The following is a 19,823-nucleotide window of genomic DNA, read 5'->3' on the forward strand; positions in this document are numbered from 1 at the left end:
AACATGGCAACTCCCAATCCGCTATCCCTGCTGGGCTTCGGCAAGAAGCCGGCACCGGCGTCCGCCCATGCAGAAGACCGGGGGCAGGACGCCGGTGAACAGCAGGCACCCACCCCCGCGTTTTCAGTAGTGCGGGGTAACCCCACCGAAGAAGAGCTGGCTGCGCTGACCAGCGTCGTGGTGGCTCTGCAGGCCCAGGCCGACTCCCAGCAGGAGACCGCGCTGGAAATATGGCAGCGCCGCCTCAACCACACCCAGCGCCTAGGTATGCGACTGCGCCCAGGGCCAGGCTCCTGGAAGCGGGCCCGCCCCCAGTAGTTCCCCCACTCAGCTCCCTGTTTTCTGGGTCACAGTAATCTAGAATGGGGTGTATGACACTACACCCAGATTTACCCGAAATTTTTAAGGCCGACCGCACCCAGACCAAGGTCGACCGTATTGCCAACGACTACTACGAGAAGACCCTGGAACTAGACCCGGCAGCGGCCACTATCGAGGGCCGCAAGGGGCGGGAAACCGAGTACCCCGACTACTCCCCCGCCGGCACCCAGGCCGAGATCGACCTAGCCCGTGCAACCTTAGAAGCTCTTGAGTCCGTTGAACCGGCTGATGATATCGACCGGGTCACCATCGATGCTATGCGCGAACGGCTGGGGCTGAAACTTGAACTTCACCAAGCTGGCTTGGGCGACTGGGAACTCAACAACATCGCATCCCCTGTTCAGGGCATCCGAGCTATCTTTGACCTGATGAACCGCGAAACTGCCGAAGATTGGGGGCACATTGCTGGCCGCCTGGGTAATGTCGCAGAGGCGGTTCGCGGTTATATCGAGACCCTAGAAGCCGCCCGCATCTCAGGTAAGGTGGCAGCGGTTCGTCAGGTCGATATCGTTATCGAGCAGGTAGCCACCTACGTTGCAGAGGGCGGTTTCTTCGACGCTCTGGCAAGCGAGGTAGCCGAAGCTGCCCCCGAGCAGGCCGACCGTGCTACCCAGGGGGCGGCGTCCGCCAAGGAAGGCTACCGCGAACTTCTTACCTACCTCAAAGACACCCTGCGCCCCGACGCACCCGAGGCAGATGCTGTGGGCCGCGAGCGCTACTCCCTTTACTCCCGTCAGTTTGTAGGCACCACCCTCGATCTGGAGGAGACCTACGCCTGGGGTATCGAGGAACTGGGCCGGATTATCGCAGCCCAGCAGGAGGTTGCCGAAGCCATCAAGCCCGGTGCCACCATTGACGAGGCAAAGGCCCTGCTCGATGCTGACCCCAAACGCACCCTCAACGGCACCGATGAGCTCCAGGCCTGGATGCAGAAGCTGTCCGACGCCGCCGTTGACTACCTAGCCCAAGAGCACTTCACCATCGAAGGCCCCCTGCGCAAGCTCGAGTGCATGATTGCCCCCACCCAGGAGGGCGGTATCTACTACACTGGCCCGTCCGCCGACTTTGAGCGTGCCGGTCGTATGTGGTGGTCGGTGCCCGAAGGTGAAGATACCTTTGGCACCTGGCGAGAGACCTCAACCGTCTACCACGAGGGTGTGCCCGGCCACCACCTGCAGGTTGCCTACGCCACCGCTATGGCCGAGGCTCTGAACCAGTGGCGGGCTAACGCTGTGTGGGTTTCGGGCCACGGCGAGGGTTGGGCTCTGTATGCTGAGCGTCTCATGGACGAGCTGGGCTACCTCTCTGACCCCGGCGACCGCATGGGTATGCTCGATGCCCAGCGCCTGCGCGCTGCCCGCGTGGTCTTCGACATCGGCCTGCACTGCGGCTTTGAGATCCCCGAACGCTGGGTCACTGAGCTGGGTATCGAGCCGGGCATCTGGGACGCAGAGAAGGGCTATAAGTTCCTGGAAGCCAACCTCGATATCTCTGAGGGTCAGCGCCGCTTCGAGTTCCTGCGCTACCTGGGCTGGCCGGGTCAGGCCCCCTCCTACAAGGTGGGTGAGCGAGTTTGGTTGCAGCTGCGTGAGGACGCCCGTGCCGCCGGAGTCTCTGACCGCGACTTCCACACCCGGGCGCTCAAACTGGGCTCAGTCGGGCTTGATACCCTGCGCCGGGCACTAGCTGTTTAGCCTGAGCAAGAGAACAAGGGGGCGGGCCCTGTACACCGACCGGTGTGCAGGGCCCGCCCTCTGCTATGTGGTAGCGGAGTGTTAGGACGCTGCCGTGGCAGGTACCTGCGGTGCCTCACCTAGGCGGGCGTAGACGTCCTCAGCTACAAACCCGCCCTCGGTACGGGGAGCGTTGTAGAGCTCCTCGTTGAGAATACCCTCGCGCTTGGCGACAATCAGGGCTACCAGGGCCTGGCCTGCGACGTTGACGGCAGTACGGCCCATGTCGATGATGGGGTCGATAGCCAGCAGCAGGCCAACGCCGTCGAGGGGCAGGCCCAGGGTGGAGAGGGTGAGGGTGAGCATGACCGTTGCACCGGTGGTTCCGGCAGTAGCGGTGGAGCCTAGCACCGAGACCATGATGATGAGCAGGTAGTGGGTAAAGTTCAGGTCGATGCCGTAGAACTGGGCCACAAACAGTGCTGCCAACGCGGGGTAGACCGCGGCGCAGCCGTCCATCTTAGTGGTGGAGCCCAGGGGCACCGCAAAGGAGGCGTAGGCGCGAGGTACACCAAAGTTACGCTCAGCTACAGACTGGGTCAGGGGCATAGTTCCCATGGATGAGCGGGAGACAAAGCCCATCTGCACGGCAGGCCAGACGCCCGAGAAGAACTGCTTGACCGACAGGCCATTGGCGCGGGCAATGGCGGGGTAAACCACGAAAAGTACCAGGGCCAGGCCGAGATAGAGCACAATCACGAAGCGGGCCAGGGAGCCCATGGAGGTCCAGCCGTAGGCGTAGACGGCGCGTCCAATCAGGCCGATGGTACCCAGCGGAGCCAGACGGATGATCCACCAGAGGACGGTCTGAATAATGGCCAGGGCGCTCTTATTGAAGTCAAGGAAGGGCTTGGCTGCGGGGCCGGTCTTGAGGGCCGCGATACCCACAGCTACTGAAATCACAAGGATCTGGAGCACATTGAAGCTAGCTGAGCCGGTGACGGTTTCACCGGAGGTTGAGATGTTCACACCCAGGCCCAGGAAGTTGGCGGGAATCAGGCCGGTGAGGAAGCCCAGCCAGGAGCCAGTGCGTCCTTCGTAGGTTTCGGGAGAGGCTAGGCCGGTATTTGCACCGGGCTGGGTGACGAGCCCGAGCACCAGGCCGATCACCACAGCGATGAGGGCGGTGTAGGCGAACCAGAGCAGGGTCTTGGTAGCCAGGCGGGCCGCGTTCGTTACCTCAGCCAGGTTGGCGATGGACGAGACCACGGCGGTAAAGATCAGGGGTACAACCGCCGCTTTGAGCAAGGTGACGTAGGAGGAGCCAATAGTAGAGAGGGTGGTCATGAGCCAGTTGGGGTTCTCGGTGGCGTCGCCGCCGAGGTTGGTGGCTATCAGGCCCAAGATCACGCCCAGAATAAGGGCGGCGATAATTTGATTGCCGAAGGACGTAGCCCAGGCAGGAAGTCTCTTGCGGGTAGCGGCTGCTGTGGTGTGGTTTGACATGTCTCAACACTGTACGCCTGGCTCTGGGGCTTGTGAATCGGGATGTAAAGCTAGGACATATTTTGCTGTGGGTCACAGACCGACAGGGTTTTTTCGCGTAGTGCTCTTCACTTTTGCACAACCCACCACTAAACTGTGATTCAAGTTACTTTTATGTGCTTTTTGTGAACAGGTAGGCCCTGGCTGCCTACCCCGTAGTCAAACACAACTCAAAGGAGAGACAATGACTGTTTACGCCGCACCCGGCTCAGCAGATTCCATCACCACCTTCAAGTCCCGCTACGACCACTTCATCGGAGGGGAATGGGTAGCCCCGGCCGAGGGCCAGTATTTTGAAGATATCTCCCCGGTCAACGGCAAGCCCTTTGCAGAAGTAGCCCGCGGTACCGCAGCTGATATCGACAAGGCTATTGACGCAGCCTGGAAGGCATTTGAGACCTGGGGCAAGACCTCCCCCACCGAGCGCGCCAACCTACTGCTCAAGCTGGCCCAAATTATGGAAGATAATCTGGAATCCATCGCCGTGGCTGAGACCTGGGAGAACGGTAAGCCTGTACGCGAGACCCTAGCCGCAGACATCCCGCTGGGCGTTGACCACCTGCGCTACTTCGCGTCCGCTATTCGCACCCAGGAAGGCCGCCTGTCAGAGATTGACGAGAACACTGTAGCCTACCATTTCCACGAGCCTCTGGGCGTGGTGGGGCAGATTATCCCCTGGAACTTCCCCATTCTCATGGCCATCTGGAAGATCGCCCCAGCCCTGGCAGCAGGCAACACCATCGTGCTCAAGCCCGCCGAGCAGACCCCGGTTTCAGTGCTCTACCTGGTTGACCTGTGGAAGGATGCGCTTCCCGCCGGCGTACTGAACATTGTGAACGGTTTTGGCCCCGAGGCAGGCGCCGCCCTCTCTGGCAGCAAGCGCATCCGCAAGATTGCCTTTACCGGCGAGACCACCACCGGCTCCATCATCATGAAGGCTGCAGCTGACAACATCATCCCGGTCACTCTGGAGCTGGGCGGCAAGTCCCCCAACGTCTTCTTTGCCGATGTTGCCGCTGAGAAGGATTCCTTCTACGACAAGGCACTAGAAGGCTTTGCCTCCTTCGGTCTGAACCAGGGCGAGGTCTGCACCTGCCCCTCCCGTGCACTGATTCAGAAGCCCATTCACGACTCCTTCCTGGAGGCCGGCGTTGAGCGAGTGAAGGCTATGAAGCAGGGCAACCCGCTGGATACCGAAACCATGGTGGGCGCCCAGGCGTCCAAGGAGCAGTGGGACAAGATTACCGGCTATCTGAAGATTGGTAAGGACGAGGGCGCGGACGTTCTCGTCGGCGGTGAGGCCTGCGAGCTGGGCGGCGACCTGGCGGACGGCTGGTACATTCAGCCGACAGTTTTTGCCGGTAGCAACGACATGCGTATCTTCCAGGAAGAGATTTTTGGCCCCGTTTTGGCTACTACCTCTTTCACTGATTTTGATGAGGCGATGCGTATTGCTAATGACACCGACTACGGCCTGGGCGCGGGCGTCTGGACTCGTGATCAGAACACCGCCTACCGGGCAGGCCGCACCATTCAGGCTGGCCGCGTGTGGATCAACAACTACCACAACTACCCGGCTCATGCCGCTTTCGGTGGCTATAAGAAGTCAGGTATCGGCCGCGAGACCCACCTGATGATGCTGGCCCACTACCAGCAGACCAAGAACATGCTGGTCAGCTACTCAGATAGGCCGATGGGGCTCTTCTAAAACCTGCCCCTGATAGGTTGAGGCTTATCCATAAGGGGTTCCGCAGGCTCACGCTCGCTGTGAGCCTGCTCCATCTACCCTTTGGAATAAGCTTCTTTCTTCTTCCGCCCCTGCAACCAAGCCTCTAACAACCACGCACACAGAATCACCGGAGCAGCCACCGTTGTAAGGCCAGGACCAGAATAAGCACTCACCCCATCAGGCAGGCTATCCCATACACAACGAGTTCCAATTACAGGGAAAAACCCCCAGTAGGCTTCGCCTTGAATATACTCATTTGAAGTATGGCAAGCTATCCCAGCAGTAAAACGGACGAAGTATTCAAAAGCCATCAAAAATAGCCAAAAACAGAAGGAGAGAAAAAAGAGTTTATGATTCTTTACAAGATTCATAACGATGCTGCCTTCTTTCTGTCAGAAAAGGAATTCGAGTCTAGGTTTACCTCACCTATCACTTGCAGCTCACCAGAAGTCACTGCGTCCTGACACCTCTGTTTAGCATCATCCTCAGTACTAACACGCCGACCGATTTCTCGCCCCACAACATTATTGTGTAAGTCCATAACTACTTCCTCTTCAGGGTCATTGCTACTGACTCATGATTGTTGGCAATGGTTTCAGCATCTTCAGATATTTCAGCTGCCATATCAAATCCATACCAGCTACGCCCTGCCGGGCCTCTAGTAGGCTGGGCATCGATTTACCGCAAGACAACAGCCTCTTGAGCCCAACCCAGCATCTGCACCTGAGCCAGCAGACGCCCCACCATGTCACTAACCTCTTTAAGAGAACAGAGCCGGATATCAGAATCAGTCACGGATTAATCTTTCATGTCTTTTTCTCTGGCCTAAGACAGCAACGTCGGCCAGCAAAAGCCTATCTAAAGAGTATCTAGTTGAGCCTACACCTGCCACCCGCCAACTGTGACTGCTCCAACCACTAGACTGTTACCCATGCAGAACCCTACTGAAACCGCAGCCCTGGCGGGCGAACAGCCAGTGCGGCTCGTCCTTGCCTCCTCATCCCCTGCCCGCAAAAAGCTCCTGGAGGACGCCGGCGTCCGCTTCACCGTTATTGTCAGCGATGTCGATGAGGACGCTGCCCTGCGCGAAGCCCAGCAGGCCGCCTATGAGGCAGGGCTGGGCGATATTACCCCGGCGCAGACTGCCCAGCTGCTGGCCAAGGCAAAAGCGCAGGCGGTTGCCGCCTTGCCCGAGGCAGCAGGAGCCCTGGTGCTGGGCTGCGACTCTGTCTTTGAGCTCGATGGCCTTGCCTACGGCAAGCCCGGTAGCGCCGAGAAGGCCCTGGACCGTATTACCGCGATGAGCGGACGCAGCGGGCAGCTCCACACGGGCCACTGGCTGGTTGATACCCGCGCTGTTCCCCCTCACCAGAGCAGCGACACATACCCCGAGGCTAGCGAGCTGCGCACGGCAACCGTCCACTTCGATACCTTCAGCGACGAAGAAGCCCAGCGCTACGTGGCCACCGGCGAACCCCTGTGGGTGGCTGGGTCCTTCACCATTGACGGTTTCGGTGCGGCCTTCATTAAGGGAATTGAGGGCGAATACCACACCGTGGTGGGGCTTTCGGTGCATGCCCTACGCGCAATGCTGGCTAATTTTGGTGTTTCAATCAGCGACATTTGGAAAAATTCGCGATAAATTTCAAGATACGACTTTTGTGAGGCGCCACCACCCGGCGCCTGCTCATAATGCGTCATAGCCAGCAACAGCACGGCGCATCAACCCGAGGAGCTTTTACAGTGACTGCACATAACGACCTGGCCCAGGCCTTTACCCCGGTGAAGGGTCGCCACACCGGCCCCGTCAGCAAGGTACTGATTGCCAACCGCGGTGAAATTGCTGTTCGCGTTATTCGTGCTGCCCAGGACGAGGGGCTAGCAACCGTCGCTGTCTACGCAGACCCCGACCGCGAGGCCCAGCACGTACTGTTAGCCGATGAGTCCTACGCGCTAGGTGGCACCACTGCTGCCGAGTCTTACCTGGTCATGGATAAGCTGCTTGAGGTTGCCAAGCGTTCCGGTGCTGATGCCGTACACCCCGGTTATGGCTTCCTCTCTGAGAATGCCCAGTTCGCCCAGCAGGTCATCGACGCCGGGCTTACCTGGATTGGTCCCTCACCTGAATCTATCAACCGCCTGGGCGACAAGGTAGCTGCCCGCCATATCGCTGAGAAGGTCAGCGCCCCGCTGGTGCCCGGCACCAAAGACCCGGTCAAGAGCGCAGCAGAGGTTGAAGCTTTTGCGGACGAGTACGGCTTGCCCGTTGCCATCAAGGCAGCCTTCGGTGGCGGTGGACGCGGCATCAAGGTCGCCCGTGAGCGTGAAGGCATCGGCGAGCTTTACGAATCAGCCGTCCGTGAGGCTATTGCTGCCTTTGGTCGTGGCGAGTGCTTCATCGAGCGCTTCCTCGACTCGCCCCGCCACGTGGAAACCCAGTGCCTGGCCGATGCCCACGGCAACGTTGTGGTGGTATCCACCCGCGACTGCTCCCTGCAGCGCCGTAACCAGAAGCTGGTAGAAGAAGCCCCTGCCCCCTATCTGACCAAAGAGCAGAACGAGCGCCTCTACGAGGCCTCCAAGGCTATCTTGCGCGAGGCCGGCTATCAGGGTGCTGGCACCTGCGAATTCCTGGTGGGCACCGATGGCACCATCTCCTTCCTTGAGGTCAATACCCGACTACAGGTGGAGCACCCGGTATCCGAAGAGGTCACCGGAATTGACCTGGTGCGCGAGCAGTTCCGCATCGCCCGCGGTGAGACCATCGAAGCCACCGACCCCGAGGTGCGCGGCCACTCCTTCGAGTTCCGCATTAACGGTGAGGACGCCGGCCGCAGCTTCATGCCCTCCCCCGGCACCATCGAGAAGCTGGTTATACCCACCGGCCCGGGCGTCCGCTGGGACTCCGGCGTGGTTGCCGGTGATACCGTCAGCGGCAACTTTGACTCTATGATTGCCAAGCTCATTGTCACCGGCGCCACCCGCGAGCAGGCTCTGCAGCGGGCCCGCCGCGCCCTGGGTGAGCTGGTCATCGAGGGTATGCCCACCGTTGCCAATTTCCACCGCGCGGTGCTCGATGAGCCTGCCTTCGCTCCTGCCCCCGGCGGTGATTTCGCCGTTCACACCCGCTGGATTGAAACCGAATTTAAGAACACCTTGCCCGCCTACGACGGTGCCCTCACCCTGTCTGAGGCTGACGAGGAACGGCAGAAAATCACTGTTGAGGTCAACGGCAAGCGCATGGAAGTTGTCTTGCCCGCTATTGGTGGCACCTCAGCCAAGCCTGCTGCCGCTTCGAAGGCCCGCAAGTCCCGCTCAAGCCGCGGCGGGGCGTCCGGCTCTGCCAACAGCAACGAGCTCACCAGCCCCATGCAGGGCACTATCGTCAAGGTAGCGGTCAAGGACGGTGCCAAGGTAGCTGAAGGCGACCTGATTGTGGTGCTAGAAGCTATGAAGATGGAGCAGCCCATCACCGCCCACAAGGCCGGTAAGGTCACTGGGCTGAAGCTCAAGGCAGGCGATACCGTCTCTGCCGGGGCTATTATCGCCACCATCAAGTAAACCTACGTATACAAGCTCAGAGAGGTCCCTTTGCCACCAGGCAGAGGGGCTATATCTTTACCCCACGCCCCTATACTCACATAGTGGAATCTAAGTTTCACATACAGGACGCCGGTTTTAGAGTAAAACTGTTCAGCACATTCCACACACCCTCAGAGAGATCCTGTGAGCACCACAACCGCCACCCCAGCATCCTCTGCCACCGAGCAGACCGTGCCCCGCAGCCGCGTCATCATGGCGTCGCTCATCGGCACCACCATCGAGTTCTACGACTTCTACATCTACGCCACCGCCGCCGTGGCCGTCTTCCCCGCCCTCTTCTTCACCGGCGAGGACGACACCGCCAAGCTCCTCGCCTCCATGGCGACCTTCGGCGCAGCCTTCATCGCCCGCCCTATCGGCTCCATCGTCTTTGGCCACTTCGGCGATAAGGTAGGCCGCAAGGCAACCCTGGTCGGCGCGCTCCTGACCATGGGTATCGCCACCTTCCTCATCGGCCTGCTCCCCACCTACTACCAAATCGGCCTGTGGGCACCGGCCATGCTGACCATCCTGCGCTTCTGCCAGGGTCTAGGCCTGGGCGGCGAATGGTCAGGCGCTGCCCTGCTGGCTACCGAATACGCTGAAGAAGGAAAGCGTGCCCGCGCCGCCATGTGGCCCCAGCTGGGTGCCCCATTCGGCTTCATCCTGGCCAACGGCTTCATGTTGCTTCTGACCGTCACCATGGGCTTCACCTCACTGGCCGCCGGCGACACCATCGACCACAACTTCCTGGTCTGGGGCTGGCGCATCCCCTTCATCGCCTCCATCATCATGGTCGCCGTTGGCCTCTACGTCCGCTTCAAGCTGGAAGAAACCCCGGTCTTTAAGCAGGCCCTCGAAAAGGACGAGAAGGTCAAGACTCCCCTGGCCGAGGCCTTCAGGGTCGCCTGGTGGCCCATGATCCAGGGCACCTTCATCATGCTGGCCACCTATGTGCTCTTCTACCTCATGACTGCCTGGATTCTGTCCTTCGGCATCGGCAAGGTAGAAAAAGGCGGTCTGGGCATCGCCTACCGCGAATTCCTGGTCATCCAGCTCATCACCATTCTCTTCTTTGCAGCCATGGTCCCGGTCTCCGGCTGGTTAGCTGACAAGTACGGACGCCGCTCCTCCCAGCTCGTCATCACCGGCGCCATCATCATCTTCGGCCTCTCCTTCGGCTTCCTCATGGACCCATCCCTTGTAGGCACCGGTGAGGACGCCAACACCGGCCGCATCGTCCTCTTCATGGCCATCGGTATGACCCTCATGGGCCTGACCTTCGGCTCCATGAGCGCCTACCTACCCGAGCTCTTCCCCACCAACGTCCGCTACACCGCTTCGGGCATCAGCTACAACGTTGCGTCCATCCTCGGTGCAGCACTGACCCCCTACGCCGCGGTGTGGCTGAACGCCAACGGCGGTGTGGGCGCGGTTGGCCTCTACCTGGCCGGTGCAGGTCTGTTGACCCTGATCTTCATGGCTATCACCCATGAGACCCGCGATGTGGATCTGACCACTATGGTCCGCACTAAGTAGGGTAGAGCTTTAACGACACAAAGGGAGGGGTAGCGCCCGTTCGGAGCCGACTGGCTGGGGCTGGCATGAATCGCTTGCGAGCTTGCGAGCCAGCGAGAAGGTTAGTCGGCAAGAGCGGGCGCTACCCCTCCCCCTTTTTCATCTACTACTGCATAGTGTGCAACTGCCGCGCGGCTTCTGAGATAGAGCCGGTCAGCGAGGGGTAGACCGTGAAGGTTTCGGCAATATCGTCCACGTGCAGTTTCTTATCGACTGCTAGCGAGAGCGGGAAGATGAGTTCTGAGGCGCGGGGGCCTACCACCACACCGCCGATGACGGTTCCCGAGTGCTTGCGGGCAAAGATTTTGATGAAGCCATCCTCCACCGCCATCATCTTGGCGCGGGGGTTGGTCGCCAGGGGCAGCATGACCATATCTGCCTGGTACTTTCCCGACTCAATTTCGCTCTGGCTCACGCCGACGGTTGCAATTTCAGGAGCCGTAAAGATATTTGCGGCGACCTGGTGGGTGCGCAGGGGCTTGACGATATCGCCCAGCATGTGCGAAACGGCAACGCGGCCCTGCATCGCGGCCACGGAGGCCAGCGGGTAAACCCCGGTACAGTCACCGGCCGCATAAATGTTGGGGATGCTGGTGCGAGAAACTCGGTCCACGTTAATGTGCCCCGATTCGCTGACCTCCACCCCGGCGTCCTCAAGACCCAGGTTTTCGGTGTTGGGAATCGAACCAACAGCAATCAGCACGTGAGAGCCTGCAACCTTGCGTCCGTCGCCCAGGGTGACGATGACACCGTCGCCGGCTTCGTTGTAGCAGGCTGCCTCTGCGCGAGAGCGGGGCATAACGCGCACACCGCGGCGTTCAAAAACATTTTCAAGGACGGTCGCGGCGTCCTCATCCTCACCGGGTAGCACCCGGTCACGGGAGGAAATCAGGGTAACCCGAGAACCTAGCCCGTTATAGGCTGAGGCGAACTCTGCGCCGGTAACGCCCGAGCCAACCACAATGAGGTCTTCAGGAAGTTCTTCCAGGGAGTAGAGCTGGGTCCAGTTGAGAATGCGTTTGCCATCAGGCTGAGCGGTGGGCAGCTCGCGGGGGTGGGTACCCACCGCCAGAATAATGAACTCGGTGGTCAGGTCATAGGTAAGGCCGGTCGAATCGGTAACTTCCACAGTGTGGCGGTCTACTAACTTGCCTCGACCGTCAATCACCTTCACGCCACTGCGTTCCAGGGTGCGTTTGATGTCGTGGGACTGCTGGTGGGCTAAGTCAATTAGGCGCTTGTTAACCTTGGCTAGGTCAACTGAGATGGGCGGGGCTGCGTCATCGTCCCCCACCGAGATAGCAAGCTCCTGGGCCTTGCCGAAGCGGTTGCGGGCGTCCGCGCTAGCTATCAAGGTCTTAGAGGGGACGACGTCAGTGAGGACGGCCGAGCCACCCATGCCCTTATCTTCGATGATAGTGACATCGGCGCCGTGGCTAGCGGCAACAAGAGCAGCCTCATAGCCGCCAGGGCCGCCACCGAGAATAACAATCTTGTGTGATGCGTAGTCTGTTTTGAGAGTCACCCTTTCATTGTGTCGTACATCGCATGAACGCTCAACTCTGGGCAGGTTTGGTACCGTAGAAGGGTGTTGAATGATTCAAATATTTCTGCTGTTTCCACCGCTGATCCCAACCACCCGGCACTGGTTCGTGCCCGTGAGGCTGCGGACTTCATTGCCGAGAAAACCGGCGTCGAGAAGCATGACCTGGCGCTGACGCTGGGTTCAGGCTGGGGCGAAGCCGCCTCACTCATTGGCGAAGCCACCCATGTTCTCTCAGCTGATGAGGTACCTGGCTTTCACAAGGCCGCTGTGGTGGGTCACCCCGGCACCCTGACCTCGATTCTGACCGAAAGTGGCAAGCGAGCCCTGGTGATTGGCTCCCGCACCCATTTCTACGAGGGCCGCGGCGTTGATGCTGTCGTCCACGGTGTACGCACCGCAGCTGCCGCAGGCGCTGAGACCATGATTCTCACCAACGGCTGTGGCGGCCTCAACCCCGCCTACTCAGCCGGGGAGCCCGTCCTGATCTCTGACCACCTGAACTTTACCTCAGCCTCCCCGCTGACCGGTGCCCACTTCGTTGACCTGACCGACCTGTACTCCCCGCGCATCCGCGAGATTGCCCGCGGCATTGACCCCTCCCTGCAGGAGGGCGTTTATATGCAGTTCCCCGGCCCCCACTACGAGACCCCCGCCGAGGTCAAGATGGCAGGTGTACTGGGTGCTGACCTGGTGGGCATGTCTACCGCTCTTGAAGCCATCGCCGCCCGCGCAGCAGGTCTTGAGGTCTTCGGCATCTCGCTGGTCACCAACCTGGCCGCCGGTATCCAGGAAACCCCCCTCTCTCACGCAGAGGTCATTGAGGCCGGTGAAGCCGCTGGCCCCCGCATTTCCCGCCTGCTCGCAGACATCATCGCGGCTCTCTAAGGACAAGGAAAGACTATGTCAATCGATACTCAGCAGCTCCTTGAGCAGGCCCGTGCCTGGGCCGCTATCGACCCCGACGCTGAAACCAAGGCCCAGCTTGAGGGCATCATTGCCCAGGTTGAGGCAGGAGATGCGGCCGCAACCGCTGATCTGGCCGACCGCTTCTCTGGCACCCTACAGTTCGGAACCGCAGGTCTGCGCGCCGAGCTGGGCGCTGGCCCCATGCGCATGAACCGCGTCGTCGTTCAGCGAGCCGCCCAGGGCCTGGCAGACTACGCCACCGCGCGCGCGTCCGCCGAGGGCTGGAAGAAGATTTCTGCCGTGGTGGGTTTTGACGCCCGCAAGAATTCGGACGTCTTCGCCCTCGACACCGCCGCAATCTTCACCGCTGCCGGCATTGAGGTTCACCTCATGCCCTCGGCTCTACCCACTCCTGTGACCGCCTGGGCCACCCGCGAATACGGGGCTGAAATTGGCGTCATGGTCACTGCCTCCCACAACCCGCCTAACGACAACGGCTACAAGGTCTACCTGGGCGGAGCAGCCGTTGAACCCGGTGCCCGCGGCGCCCAGATCATTCCTCCCTACGACGGGGATATCGCAGCCGCTATCGCCGCTGTTGAAACCCCGGTACTGGCCGCTGACGGCTGGACGGTACTGCCCGAGAGCGTGGCTACCGACTACATCGCTCGCGTCACTCCCCTGGTCGAGCAGAAGGAACGAGACCTCAAAATCGTGCTGACCCCCATGCACGGGGTGGGCGGTAAGACCGCTGAGGCTGTGCTACGTCAGGCAGGTTTCACTAACGTCACTCTGGTGCCCGAGCAGGCTGAGCCCGATCCCAAGTTCTCCACCGTGGCCTTCCCCAACCCCGAAGAGCCCGGTGCCCTGGACCTTGCCATGGACCTGGCCGATAAGGTTGATGCCGACCTGATTATCGCCAACGACCCGGACGCCGACCGCGCGGCTTTCGCCGTCAAGCGAGACGGTGCCTGGGCGATGCTGCGCGGCGACGAAGCCGGAGCGATCCTGGCTACCCGGGTGCTGGCGTCCGTCAGCGACCCCGCAGAGGCCACTTTCGCTAACTCAATTGTCTCCTCCCGCCTGGCAGGGGCCATCGCCAAGGCCGCGGGAGTAGCCCACTACGAAACTCTGACCGGTTTCAAGTGGATTGCCCGCGTCGATAACCTGACTTTTGGCTACGAAGAAGCCCTGGGCTACTGCGTAGACCACGCCCAGGTGCGCGATAAGGACGGCATCTCAGCTGCCCTGGTCATGGCGGACTACGCCCAGGAGCTTAAGGACGCCGGTTCCTCCTTCCCTGCGCTCCTCGACGAAATTGCCACCGAGCACGGCCTCTATGCCACCGACCAGCTCTCCGTTCGCGTCGACGACCTGGCTCAGATTCCGACGATGATGAAGCGCCTGCGCGCTAACCCGCCCGCAGAGCTCGCCGAATCCCCCGTGGTGTCGGTTGAAGACCTCACCGAGGGCACTGAAACCCTGCCGCCCACCGACGGTATGCGCTACTACACCGAAGACTCCACCCGCGTGATTGTGCGCCCCTCCGGCACCGAGCCCAAGCTCAAGTGCTACCTCGAAGTAGTAGTACCGATCAGCGGTTCAGTAGCCGACGCCCGCCAGGTTACTAGCACCAAGCTGGCCCTGCTCAAGGCAGATATGACAGCGGCCCTGGGCCTCTAAATAGAACCAAGATTTCAAGGAAGAACACTATGACTCTCGAACTTTCAGCAGCTGAACTGGCTGCCATGATTGACCACACTATCCTGGCCCCTTCTGCCTCAGAAGAGGACGTCCGCCGCCTCTGCGCAGAAGCCAAGCAGTACGGCTTCGCCTCTGTCTGCGCCAACCCCGTCTGGGCCCCCGTGCTGGCCGAAGAGCTGGCAGGCTCTCCCGCCGTCCCCTGCGTGGTCGTAGGCTTCCCCTTCGGCGCCAGCGCCACCGAGGTCAAGGCTTTTGAAGCCAAGACCGCCGTTGAAGCCGGTGCCCGCGAAGTTGATATGGTCATCAATATCGCCGATGCCCGCGCCAACAAGAAGGACGCCCTGGTGGCAGATATCAAGGCCGTCGCCGAGGCTACCCACGCCGGTGGCGCCCTGCTCAAGGTCATCATTGAGACCTCCGAGCTGACCGACGACCAGAAGGTTCTGGCCTGCCAGGCCTCTGTTGAAGCCGGGGCTGACTTCGTCAAGACCTCCACCGGCTACTCGTCCTCCGGTGCAACCGTAGAAGACATCGCCCTAATGCGGGCCACCGTCGGCCCCGATATTGGAGTGAAGGCCTCCGGCGGCGTCCGCACCCGAGACGAAGCCCTCGCCATGATCGAAGCCGGCGCCACCCGCATCGGTGCGTCTAAGGGCATCGCCATCATCGGCGCCGGTGACGCAGCAGAGGGCGGCTACTAAGCCAGGTTTGTCTCTGTCATATGGTGCGAACCACCGTTATAGCACCTATACTGAGTAATAAAGTACACACACGAAAAGGACTTCCCCATGTCTAAGACCACTGACAAGTCAGAGGCTGAGAAGCGCTCCAACGTTGAATCCTTCGGGATGGAATCCGGCGCCCCTGCCCGCAGCGGCACCCCCCAGTACTCAGGCACCAAGGAACTGGGCTCAAACATCGCCCTCTTCGTTCTCTGCTTCGTGCTCCTGCTGGGCTGCCTCTACACCCTGGGCATGTACCCCGAGGGCGGCTGGGGCTGGTGGACCGTAGCTGTTCTGCTCTACGGCGTCACCTTCATCATCCCCCTGTGGTTCCTACCTTCAAAGACTAACGAGAAGCAGCACGTCGGCGGCGCAGACCTTTACCTCAAGTAAAGAAACGCACGCTGCTTATAGCAAGGGGCGGCTCCACCTGTTCAGGTGGAGCCGCCCCTTATTTCTGCCTACCGCTTTATGAACCGGCGACACCCGCCTCGAAGATGGCATGGATGAACTGCTCGGTCCACTCCACGATGGCATCATCGACCAGGTCTTTACCCCCAACTGCGGACGTCTTGGGGCGGGGCACCAGAATCTGCCAGTTCTCGGTACCCGGGATCTGGCGGTACTGGGCGCCCGGGTACATGCGCTCAAGACGCATCTGCCGGGACTCCGGCAGGTCATTGACCGGGAAAAAGCGTACTTTGGGTCCCATAGCCACAATTTCGCTCAGGCCCACGGCGCGAGCGCGCTGGCGAAGAGCCGCAATCTTAAAGAGATTCTCCACCGGAGCGGGCGGGGCACCGTACCGGTCTACTAGTTCTTCACGAGCCTCCGCTAGCTCCTCTGCCGTCTGGGCCTGGGCGATTTGCCGGTAGGCTGACAGGCGCAGGCGCTCTGAACTCACGTAGTCATGTGGCATATGGGCGTTGACCGGCAGATCCACCTTAATTTCGGCTGGAGCTTCTTCCTTCTCTCCGTGCTGGAAGTTAGCCACAGCCTCCCCCACCAGGCGCAGGTAGAGGTCAAAACCAACACCGGCGATATGGCCCGACTGTTCACCGCCCAGCAGGTTACCGGCGCCGCGAATTTCCAGGTCCTTCATGGCCAGGCGCATACCGGCGCCCAGCTCGTTGTGGGTCGCCACCGCTTTCAGACGCTCGTGGGCGACCTCGGTCAGCACCTTCTCAGCCGGGTAAAGGAAGTAGGCGTAGGCGCGCTCGCGGCCGCGCCCCACACGTCCGCGCAGCTGGTGGAGCTGGGACAGACCGTAATTCTGGGCCTGATCCACGATTAGGGTGTTGGCGTTCGAGATATCCAGGCCGGTTTCGACGATGGTGGTCGAGACCAGCACATCGAACTTGCGTTCCCAGAAGTCCACGATAATTTTTTCCAGGCGGGATTCGCTCATGCGCCCGTGGGCCACGGCAATGCGGGCCTCGGGGACCAGCTTTTGGATCTCGTTGGCGGTCTCTTCAATGCTAGAAACCCGGTTGTGGACCACGAAGACCTGGCCCTCGCGCATGAGCTCGCGGCGGATTGCGGCGGTGATTTGCTTGTCGGTGCGGGGGCCGACGAAGGTGAGGACGGGGTGGCGTTCCTCGGGCGGGGTGGCCAGGGTGGACGTCTCGCGGATGCCTGTCAGGGACATCTCCAGGGTTCGCGGGATGGGGGTAGCGCTCATAGCCAGCACGTCCACGTTGGTGCGCATGGTCTTGAGCTTTTCCTTGTGTTCTACGCCGAAACGTTGTTCCTCGTCGATAATGACTAGGCCCAGGTCCTTCCAGTCCACCGACTCAGAGAGAATGCGGTGGGTACCGACGACCACGTCGACCGACCCGTTCTTAATACCCTCAGCAATTTCAGCCGATTCCTTGGCCTTCTGGAAGCGAGAGAGCACCTTGATGGAGACCGGGAAGCCCGAGAAACGCTCGGTGAAGGTCTCGTAATGCTGCTGGGCCAGCAGGGTGGTGGGGACGAGGACGGCCACCTGTTTGCCGTCCTGCACAGCCTTGAAGGCAGCACGCACAGCGATTTCGGTCTTGCCGTAGCCCACATCGCCCGAAATGAGGCGGTCCATGGGGATTTCCTTCTCCATATCGGCCTTGACCTCGTTGATAGCCGAGAGCTGGTCGGGGGTTTCGTTATAGGGGAAGGCTTCTTCTAGTTCCCGCTGCCAGGGGGTGTCTGGGCCGAAGGCGTGGCCGCGGGAGGCCTGGCGGGCTGAGTAGAGTTTAATCAGGTCAGCTGCAATTTCCTTAACAGCTTTGCGGGCCTTTGACTTGGTCTTAGCCCAGTCGGAGCCACCCATTTTTGAGAGCACCGGGGCGTCGCCGCCCACATAGTTTGAGACCTGGTCGAGCTGGTCGGAGGGCACGAAGAGACGGTCCTTGGGCCCGCCCCGCTTCGAGGGGGCGTATTCCAGTACCAAATATTCCTTCATGGGCTTGGGTTGTCCCGGAGTCACGGTGGCCCCGGCGATAGGGCGCTGAATCAGTTCAACGAACTGGCCGATACCGTGTTGCTCGTGTACCACGTAGTCACCGGCTGACAGGCTCATGGGGTCAACCGCGTTCTTACGGCGGCGTACCGGGAGCTTGCCGCTGCGTAGGTCGCGGGTGGCGTAGGGGCTGGTGCGGCCCAGAATATCTGCCTCGGTCAGCAGACCCAGCTTTTCGCTGTCTATCATGAAACCGCGCCCCATAGAGGCGGTCGTCATCTCGATGATGCCCGGCTCAGGTAGGTTCGTCAGGCTGTCCACGCGGGACGCCGGTATCTCAGCTTCCTGGAAAAGGTCAAGCAGGCGGGTGAGCGGGCCCGGCCCGTCGGTCACCACGGTAATCCGCCACCCGCCCTTTACCTTTTTCCCAACTTCGGTCAGAAGCTCGGTCACGTTGCCCGAGTAGGTGTGGGGGGCGCGGGCAGCTAGCTGGACCGAGTCAATCCCGTCATCGATGGCATCGTCAACGCCCAGGGCCGTCATAGCCCACCAGCCAAAGCCCTTCGCGAGGGCGGTTTCTCGCAGGGCGGCGATGGTGCGGAAGCTACCGGCGCTCAGCCCGTCGGGGCCGTTGGCGCCCAGGTCAATGGGGGCGTCCGTAGAGTCGGTGACAGAATCCCAGGCAGCTAACAGGAACTCCTCGTTGGTAGCAACCAGGTCGGTTGCGCGGGAGCGTACCTTTTCCGGCTCGATAATGAGGGGCAGGGACCCCGGGGGCAGGTGATCCAGCAGAGTCACCATATCGTCGACCAGCAGGGGGATGAGGGACTCCATGCCTTCAACGTAGATACCGCCGGCAATTTTTTCGAGCATGGCGGCAGCACCCGGGAAGGAGCCCTTGAGCCTGGCTGCCCGGCTCATCACGCTGGGAGTAATCAGCAGTTCACGGCAGGGAGGGGCGAGTAACTCGGTAGGGTGGTCTTTACCGGGCAGGGTGCGCTGGTCAGCGACCGAGAACCAGCGGATATTCTCGACCTCGTCCCCAAAGAATTCGATACGGGCGGGGTGGGCTGCGGTCGGTGAGAAAATATCGATAATGCCGCCGCGCACGGCAAATTCTCCGCGCTTAGACACCAGGTCAACACGGGAATAGGCGGCCAATGCAAGAGATTTAATCAGCGCATCAAAGTCTTGTTCTTCGCCCACCCGCAGGGTCACCGGCTGCATTTTTTCGAGACCTGCAACCAGGGGCTGCAGCACCGAGCGGATGGGGGCCACCACAATGCGAGGGGCGGACGCGCCCCCCTCAGCAAGGGCACGCAAGACCGCTAGGCGTTGGCCCACGGTATCGCTTCGCGGGGAGAGACGCTCATGAGGCAGGGTTTCCCAGGCTGGGAAGAGCTGGGCCTGCCCGGGCTCTAGTACCGCCTCTAGGGCGGTGACGGTGTCTTCAGCTTCGCGGTCGGTGGCGGTGACAGTCAGTAGGACGGGCGGGGTCGGCTCGTTCTGGGCGGCAAGCTGCTGGGCTATGCCGGCAAGAAGAAAGGGCCTGGCCCCGTCAGGAGAGCCAATCAGAAATTCATCGAGGCGGGTTTTGGGGTCTGTACCTGCCTGGGTGGTGATTGCGGTATAGCTGGGCTCATGGGTGAGGGCTTGGGCAAGGCCGCTCAGTGACATCTTCGCTCCCCTGGGGTAAGGCCGACTGGTGCAGGCTCTATTATCCCATAGGCCCTATAGCCCCGTAGCTTCATGGCTGGCAGGAACATGAGGGGCTGAAATAATACGCATAAAATAACCACTAATACAGGTGTGATAAACACCAATACTATTTTTGAACAAAACTATTCTTGTCCCCATAAGTTACTACCGAGTAACCCGGTAATTTCACTCTAGAGCTATTAACCCAGCCGAGACCCAACCGGTAGTATGAGATGACCGGCAAAGCCCTCTGGTAGAACCCCACTCCCTTCGCACGGAGAACCAAGAGACTTGGCCCCAACCCACGCACCACAACTCTTAG

At 60.7% G+C, this 19,823-nt stretch carries 14 protein-coding genes; 10 read left to right on the forward strand and 4 right to left on the reverse strand.

From position 1 onward, the window contains the following. Positions 1-3 precede the first annotated feature (3 nt). Complete coding sequence (locus QM007_RS08660; RefSeq protein ID WP_283489585.1) at positions 4-318, forward strand: acyl-CoA carboxylase subunit epsilon; 315 nt, start codon at positions 4-6, stop codon at positions 316-318. A gap of 53 nt (positions 319-371) precedes the next feature. Continuing rightward, positions 372-2,075 carry a DUF885 domain-containing protein gene (locus QM007_RS08665; protein ID WP_283489586.1) on the forward strand — a complete coding sequence of 568 codons (1,704 nt, stop codon included), beginning with the start codon at positions 372-374 and terminating at the stop codon, positions 2,073-2,075. A gap of 81 nt (positions 2,076-2,156) precedes the next feature. Here the strand turns inward: QM007_RS08665 and QM007_RS08670 are convergent, their stop codons facing one another. Continuing rightward, positions 2,157-3,560, reverse strand: coding sequence for a dicarboxylate/amino acid:cation symporter (locus QM007_RS08670; RefSeq protein WP_283489587.1), 1,404 nt, complete (start codon positions 3,558-3,560; stop codon positions 2,157-2,159). Positions 3,561-3,783: 223 nt separating this feature from the next. Here QM007_RS08670 and exaC point away from each other — a divergent pair, with 223 nt between their 5' ends. Further along, positions 3,784-5,307 (forward strand): acetaldehyde dehydrogenase ExaC, encoded by a 1,524-nt coding sequence (exaC, locus tag QM007_RS08675; protein WP_283489588.1) that lies wholly within the window; start codon positions 3,784-3,786, stop codon positions 5,305-5,307. Positions 5,308-5,381: 74 nt separating this feature from the next. Here the strand turns inward: exaC and QM007_RS08680 are convergent, their stop codons facing one another. Continuing rightward, positions 5,382-5,699 (reverse strand): hypothetical protein, encoded by a 318-nt coding sequence (locus QM007_RS08680; protein ID WP_237198649.1) that lies wholly within the window; start codon positions 5,697-5,699, stop codon positions 5,382-5,384. Positions 5,700-6,259: 560 nt separating this feature from the next. Between QM007_RS08680 and QM007_RS08685 the strand changes: the two genes are divergently transcribed. From QM007_RS08685 to QM007_RS08695, 3 genes are all read left to right on the forward strand, one after another. Continuing rightward, a complete protein-coding gene (locus QM007_RS08685; protein WP_283489589.1) occupies positions 6,260-6,970 on the forward strand; it encodes a Maf family protein in 711 nt (236 codons plus the stop codon). Between the two features lie 101 nt (positions 6,971-7,071). Continuing rightward, on the forward strand, positions 7,072-8,889 hold the full coding sequence (locus QM007_RS08690) for an acetyl/propionyl/methylcrotonyl-CoA carboxylase subunit alpha (protein WP_283489590.1): 1,818 nt from the start codon (positions 7,072-7,074) through the stop codon (positions 8,887-8,889). Between the two features lie 165 nt (positions 8,890-9,054). Further along, a complete protein-coding gene (locus QM007_RS08695; RefSeq protein WP_283489591.1) occupies positions 9,055-10,449 on the forward strand; it encodes an MFS transporter in 1,395 nt (464 codons plus the stop codon). 145 nt (positions 10,450-10,594) lie between these two features. Here QM007_RS08695 and QM007_RS08700 read toward each other — a convergent pair whose 3' ends face one another. Beyond that, positions 10,595-12,013 (reverse strand): NAD(P)H-quinone dehydrogenase, encoded by a 1,419-nt coding sequence (locus QM007_RS08700; RefSeq protein ID WP_283489592.1) that lies wholly within the window; start codon positions 12,011-12,013, stop codon positions 10,595-10,597. Between the two features lie 81 nt (positions 12,014-12,094). Here QM007_RS08700 and QM007_RS08705 point away from each other — a divergent pair, with 81 nt between their 5' ends. The 4 genes from QM007_RS08705 (at position 12,095) to QM007_RS08720 (ending at position 15,759) form a co-directional block, all read left to right on the forward strand. Beyond that, positions 12,095-12,919: a purine-nucleoside phosphorylase gene (locus QM007_RS08705; RefSeq protein WP_423817347.1), complete on the forward strand. Its 825-nt coding sequence runs from the start codon at positions 12,095-12,097 to the stop codon at positions 12,917-12,919. A 15-nt stretch (positions 12,920-12,934) separates the two neighbouring features. Then, a complete protein-coding gene (locus QM007_RS08710) occupies positions 12,935-14,623 on the forward strand; it encodes a phospho-sugar mutase (protein ID WP_283489593.1) in 1,689 nt (562 codons plus the stop codon). 29 nt (positions 14,624-14,652) lie between these two features. After that, positions 14,653-15,345, forward strand: a complete 693-nt coding sequence (gene deoC / locus QM007_RS08715) for a deoxyribose-phosphate aldolase (RefSeq protein WP_283489594.1) — start codon at positions 14,653-14,655, stop codon at positions 15,343-15,345. An 87-nt stretch (positions 15,346-15,432) separates the two neighbouring features. Continuing rightward, positions 15,433-15,759: a hypothetical protein gene (locus tag QM007_RS08720; protein ID WP_283489595.1), complete on the forward strand. Its 327-nt coding sequence runs from the start codon at positions 15,433-15,435 to the stop codon at positions 15,757-15,759. A 76-nt stretch (positions 15,760-15,835) separates the two neighbouring features. On the opposite strand, the gene mfd is transcribed toward QM007_RS08720, so the two are convergent. Next, positions 15,836-19,480: a transcription-repair coupling factor gene (gene mfd, locus QM007_RS08725; RefSeq protein WP_283489596.1), complete on the reverse strand. Its 3,645-nt coding sequence runs from the start codon at positions 19,478-19,480 to the stop codon at positions 15,836-15,838. Positions 19,481-19,823 lie beyond the last annotated feature (343 nt).

Source organism: Rothia sp. SD9660Na (genome assembly GCF_030064065.1).
Taxonomy (GTDB): Bacteria; Actinomycetota; Actinomycetes; order Actinomycetales; family Micrococcaceae; genus Rothia.

Bases quoted from the DNA above. Each gene is read 5' to 3' on its own strand.
- QM007_RS08710 (WP_283489593.1), top strand. From the start codon at position 12,935: ATGTCAATCGATACTCAGCAGCTCCTTGAGCAGGCCCGTGCCTGGGCC.
- QM007_RS08720 (WP_283489595.1), top strand. From the start codon at position 15,433: ATGTCTAAGACCACTGACAAGTCAGAGGCTGAGAAGCGCTCCAACGTT.
- QM007_RS08665 (WP_283489586.1), top strand. From the start codon at position 372: ATGACACTACACCCAGATTTACCCGAAATTTTTAAGGCCGACCGCACC.
- QM007_RS08670 (WP_283489587.1), bottom strand. From the start codon at position 3,560: ATGTCAAACCACACCACAGCAGCCGCTACCCGCAAGAGACTTCCTGCC.
- mfd (WP_283489596.1), bottom strand. From the start codon at position 19,480: ATGTCACTGAGCGGCCTTGCCCAAGCCCTCACCCATGAGCCCAGCTAT.
- QM007_RS08685 (WP_283489589.1), top strand. From the start codon at position 6,260: ATGCAGAACCCTACTGAAACCGCAGCCCTGGCGGGCGAACAGCCAGTG.
- deoC (WP_283489594.1), top strand. From the start codon at position 14,653: ATGACTCTCGAACTTTCAGCAGCTGAACTGGCTGCCATGATTGACCAC.
- QM007_RS08680 (WP_237198649.1), bottom strand. From the start codon at position 5,699: ATGAATCTTGTAAAGAATCATAAACTCTTTTTTCTCTCCTTCTGTTTT.
- exaC (WP_283489588.1), top strand. From the start codon at position 3,784: ATGACTGTTTACGCCGCACCCGGCTCAGCAGATTCCATCACCACCTTC.
- QM007_RS08660 (WP_283489585.1), top strand. From the start codon at position 4: ATGGCAACTCCCAATCCGCTATCCCTGCTGGGCTTCGGCAAGAAGCCG.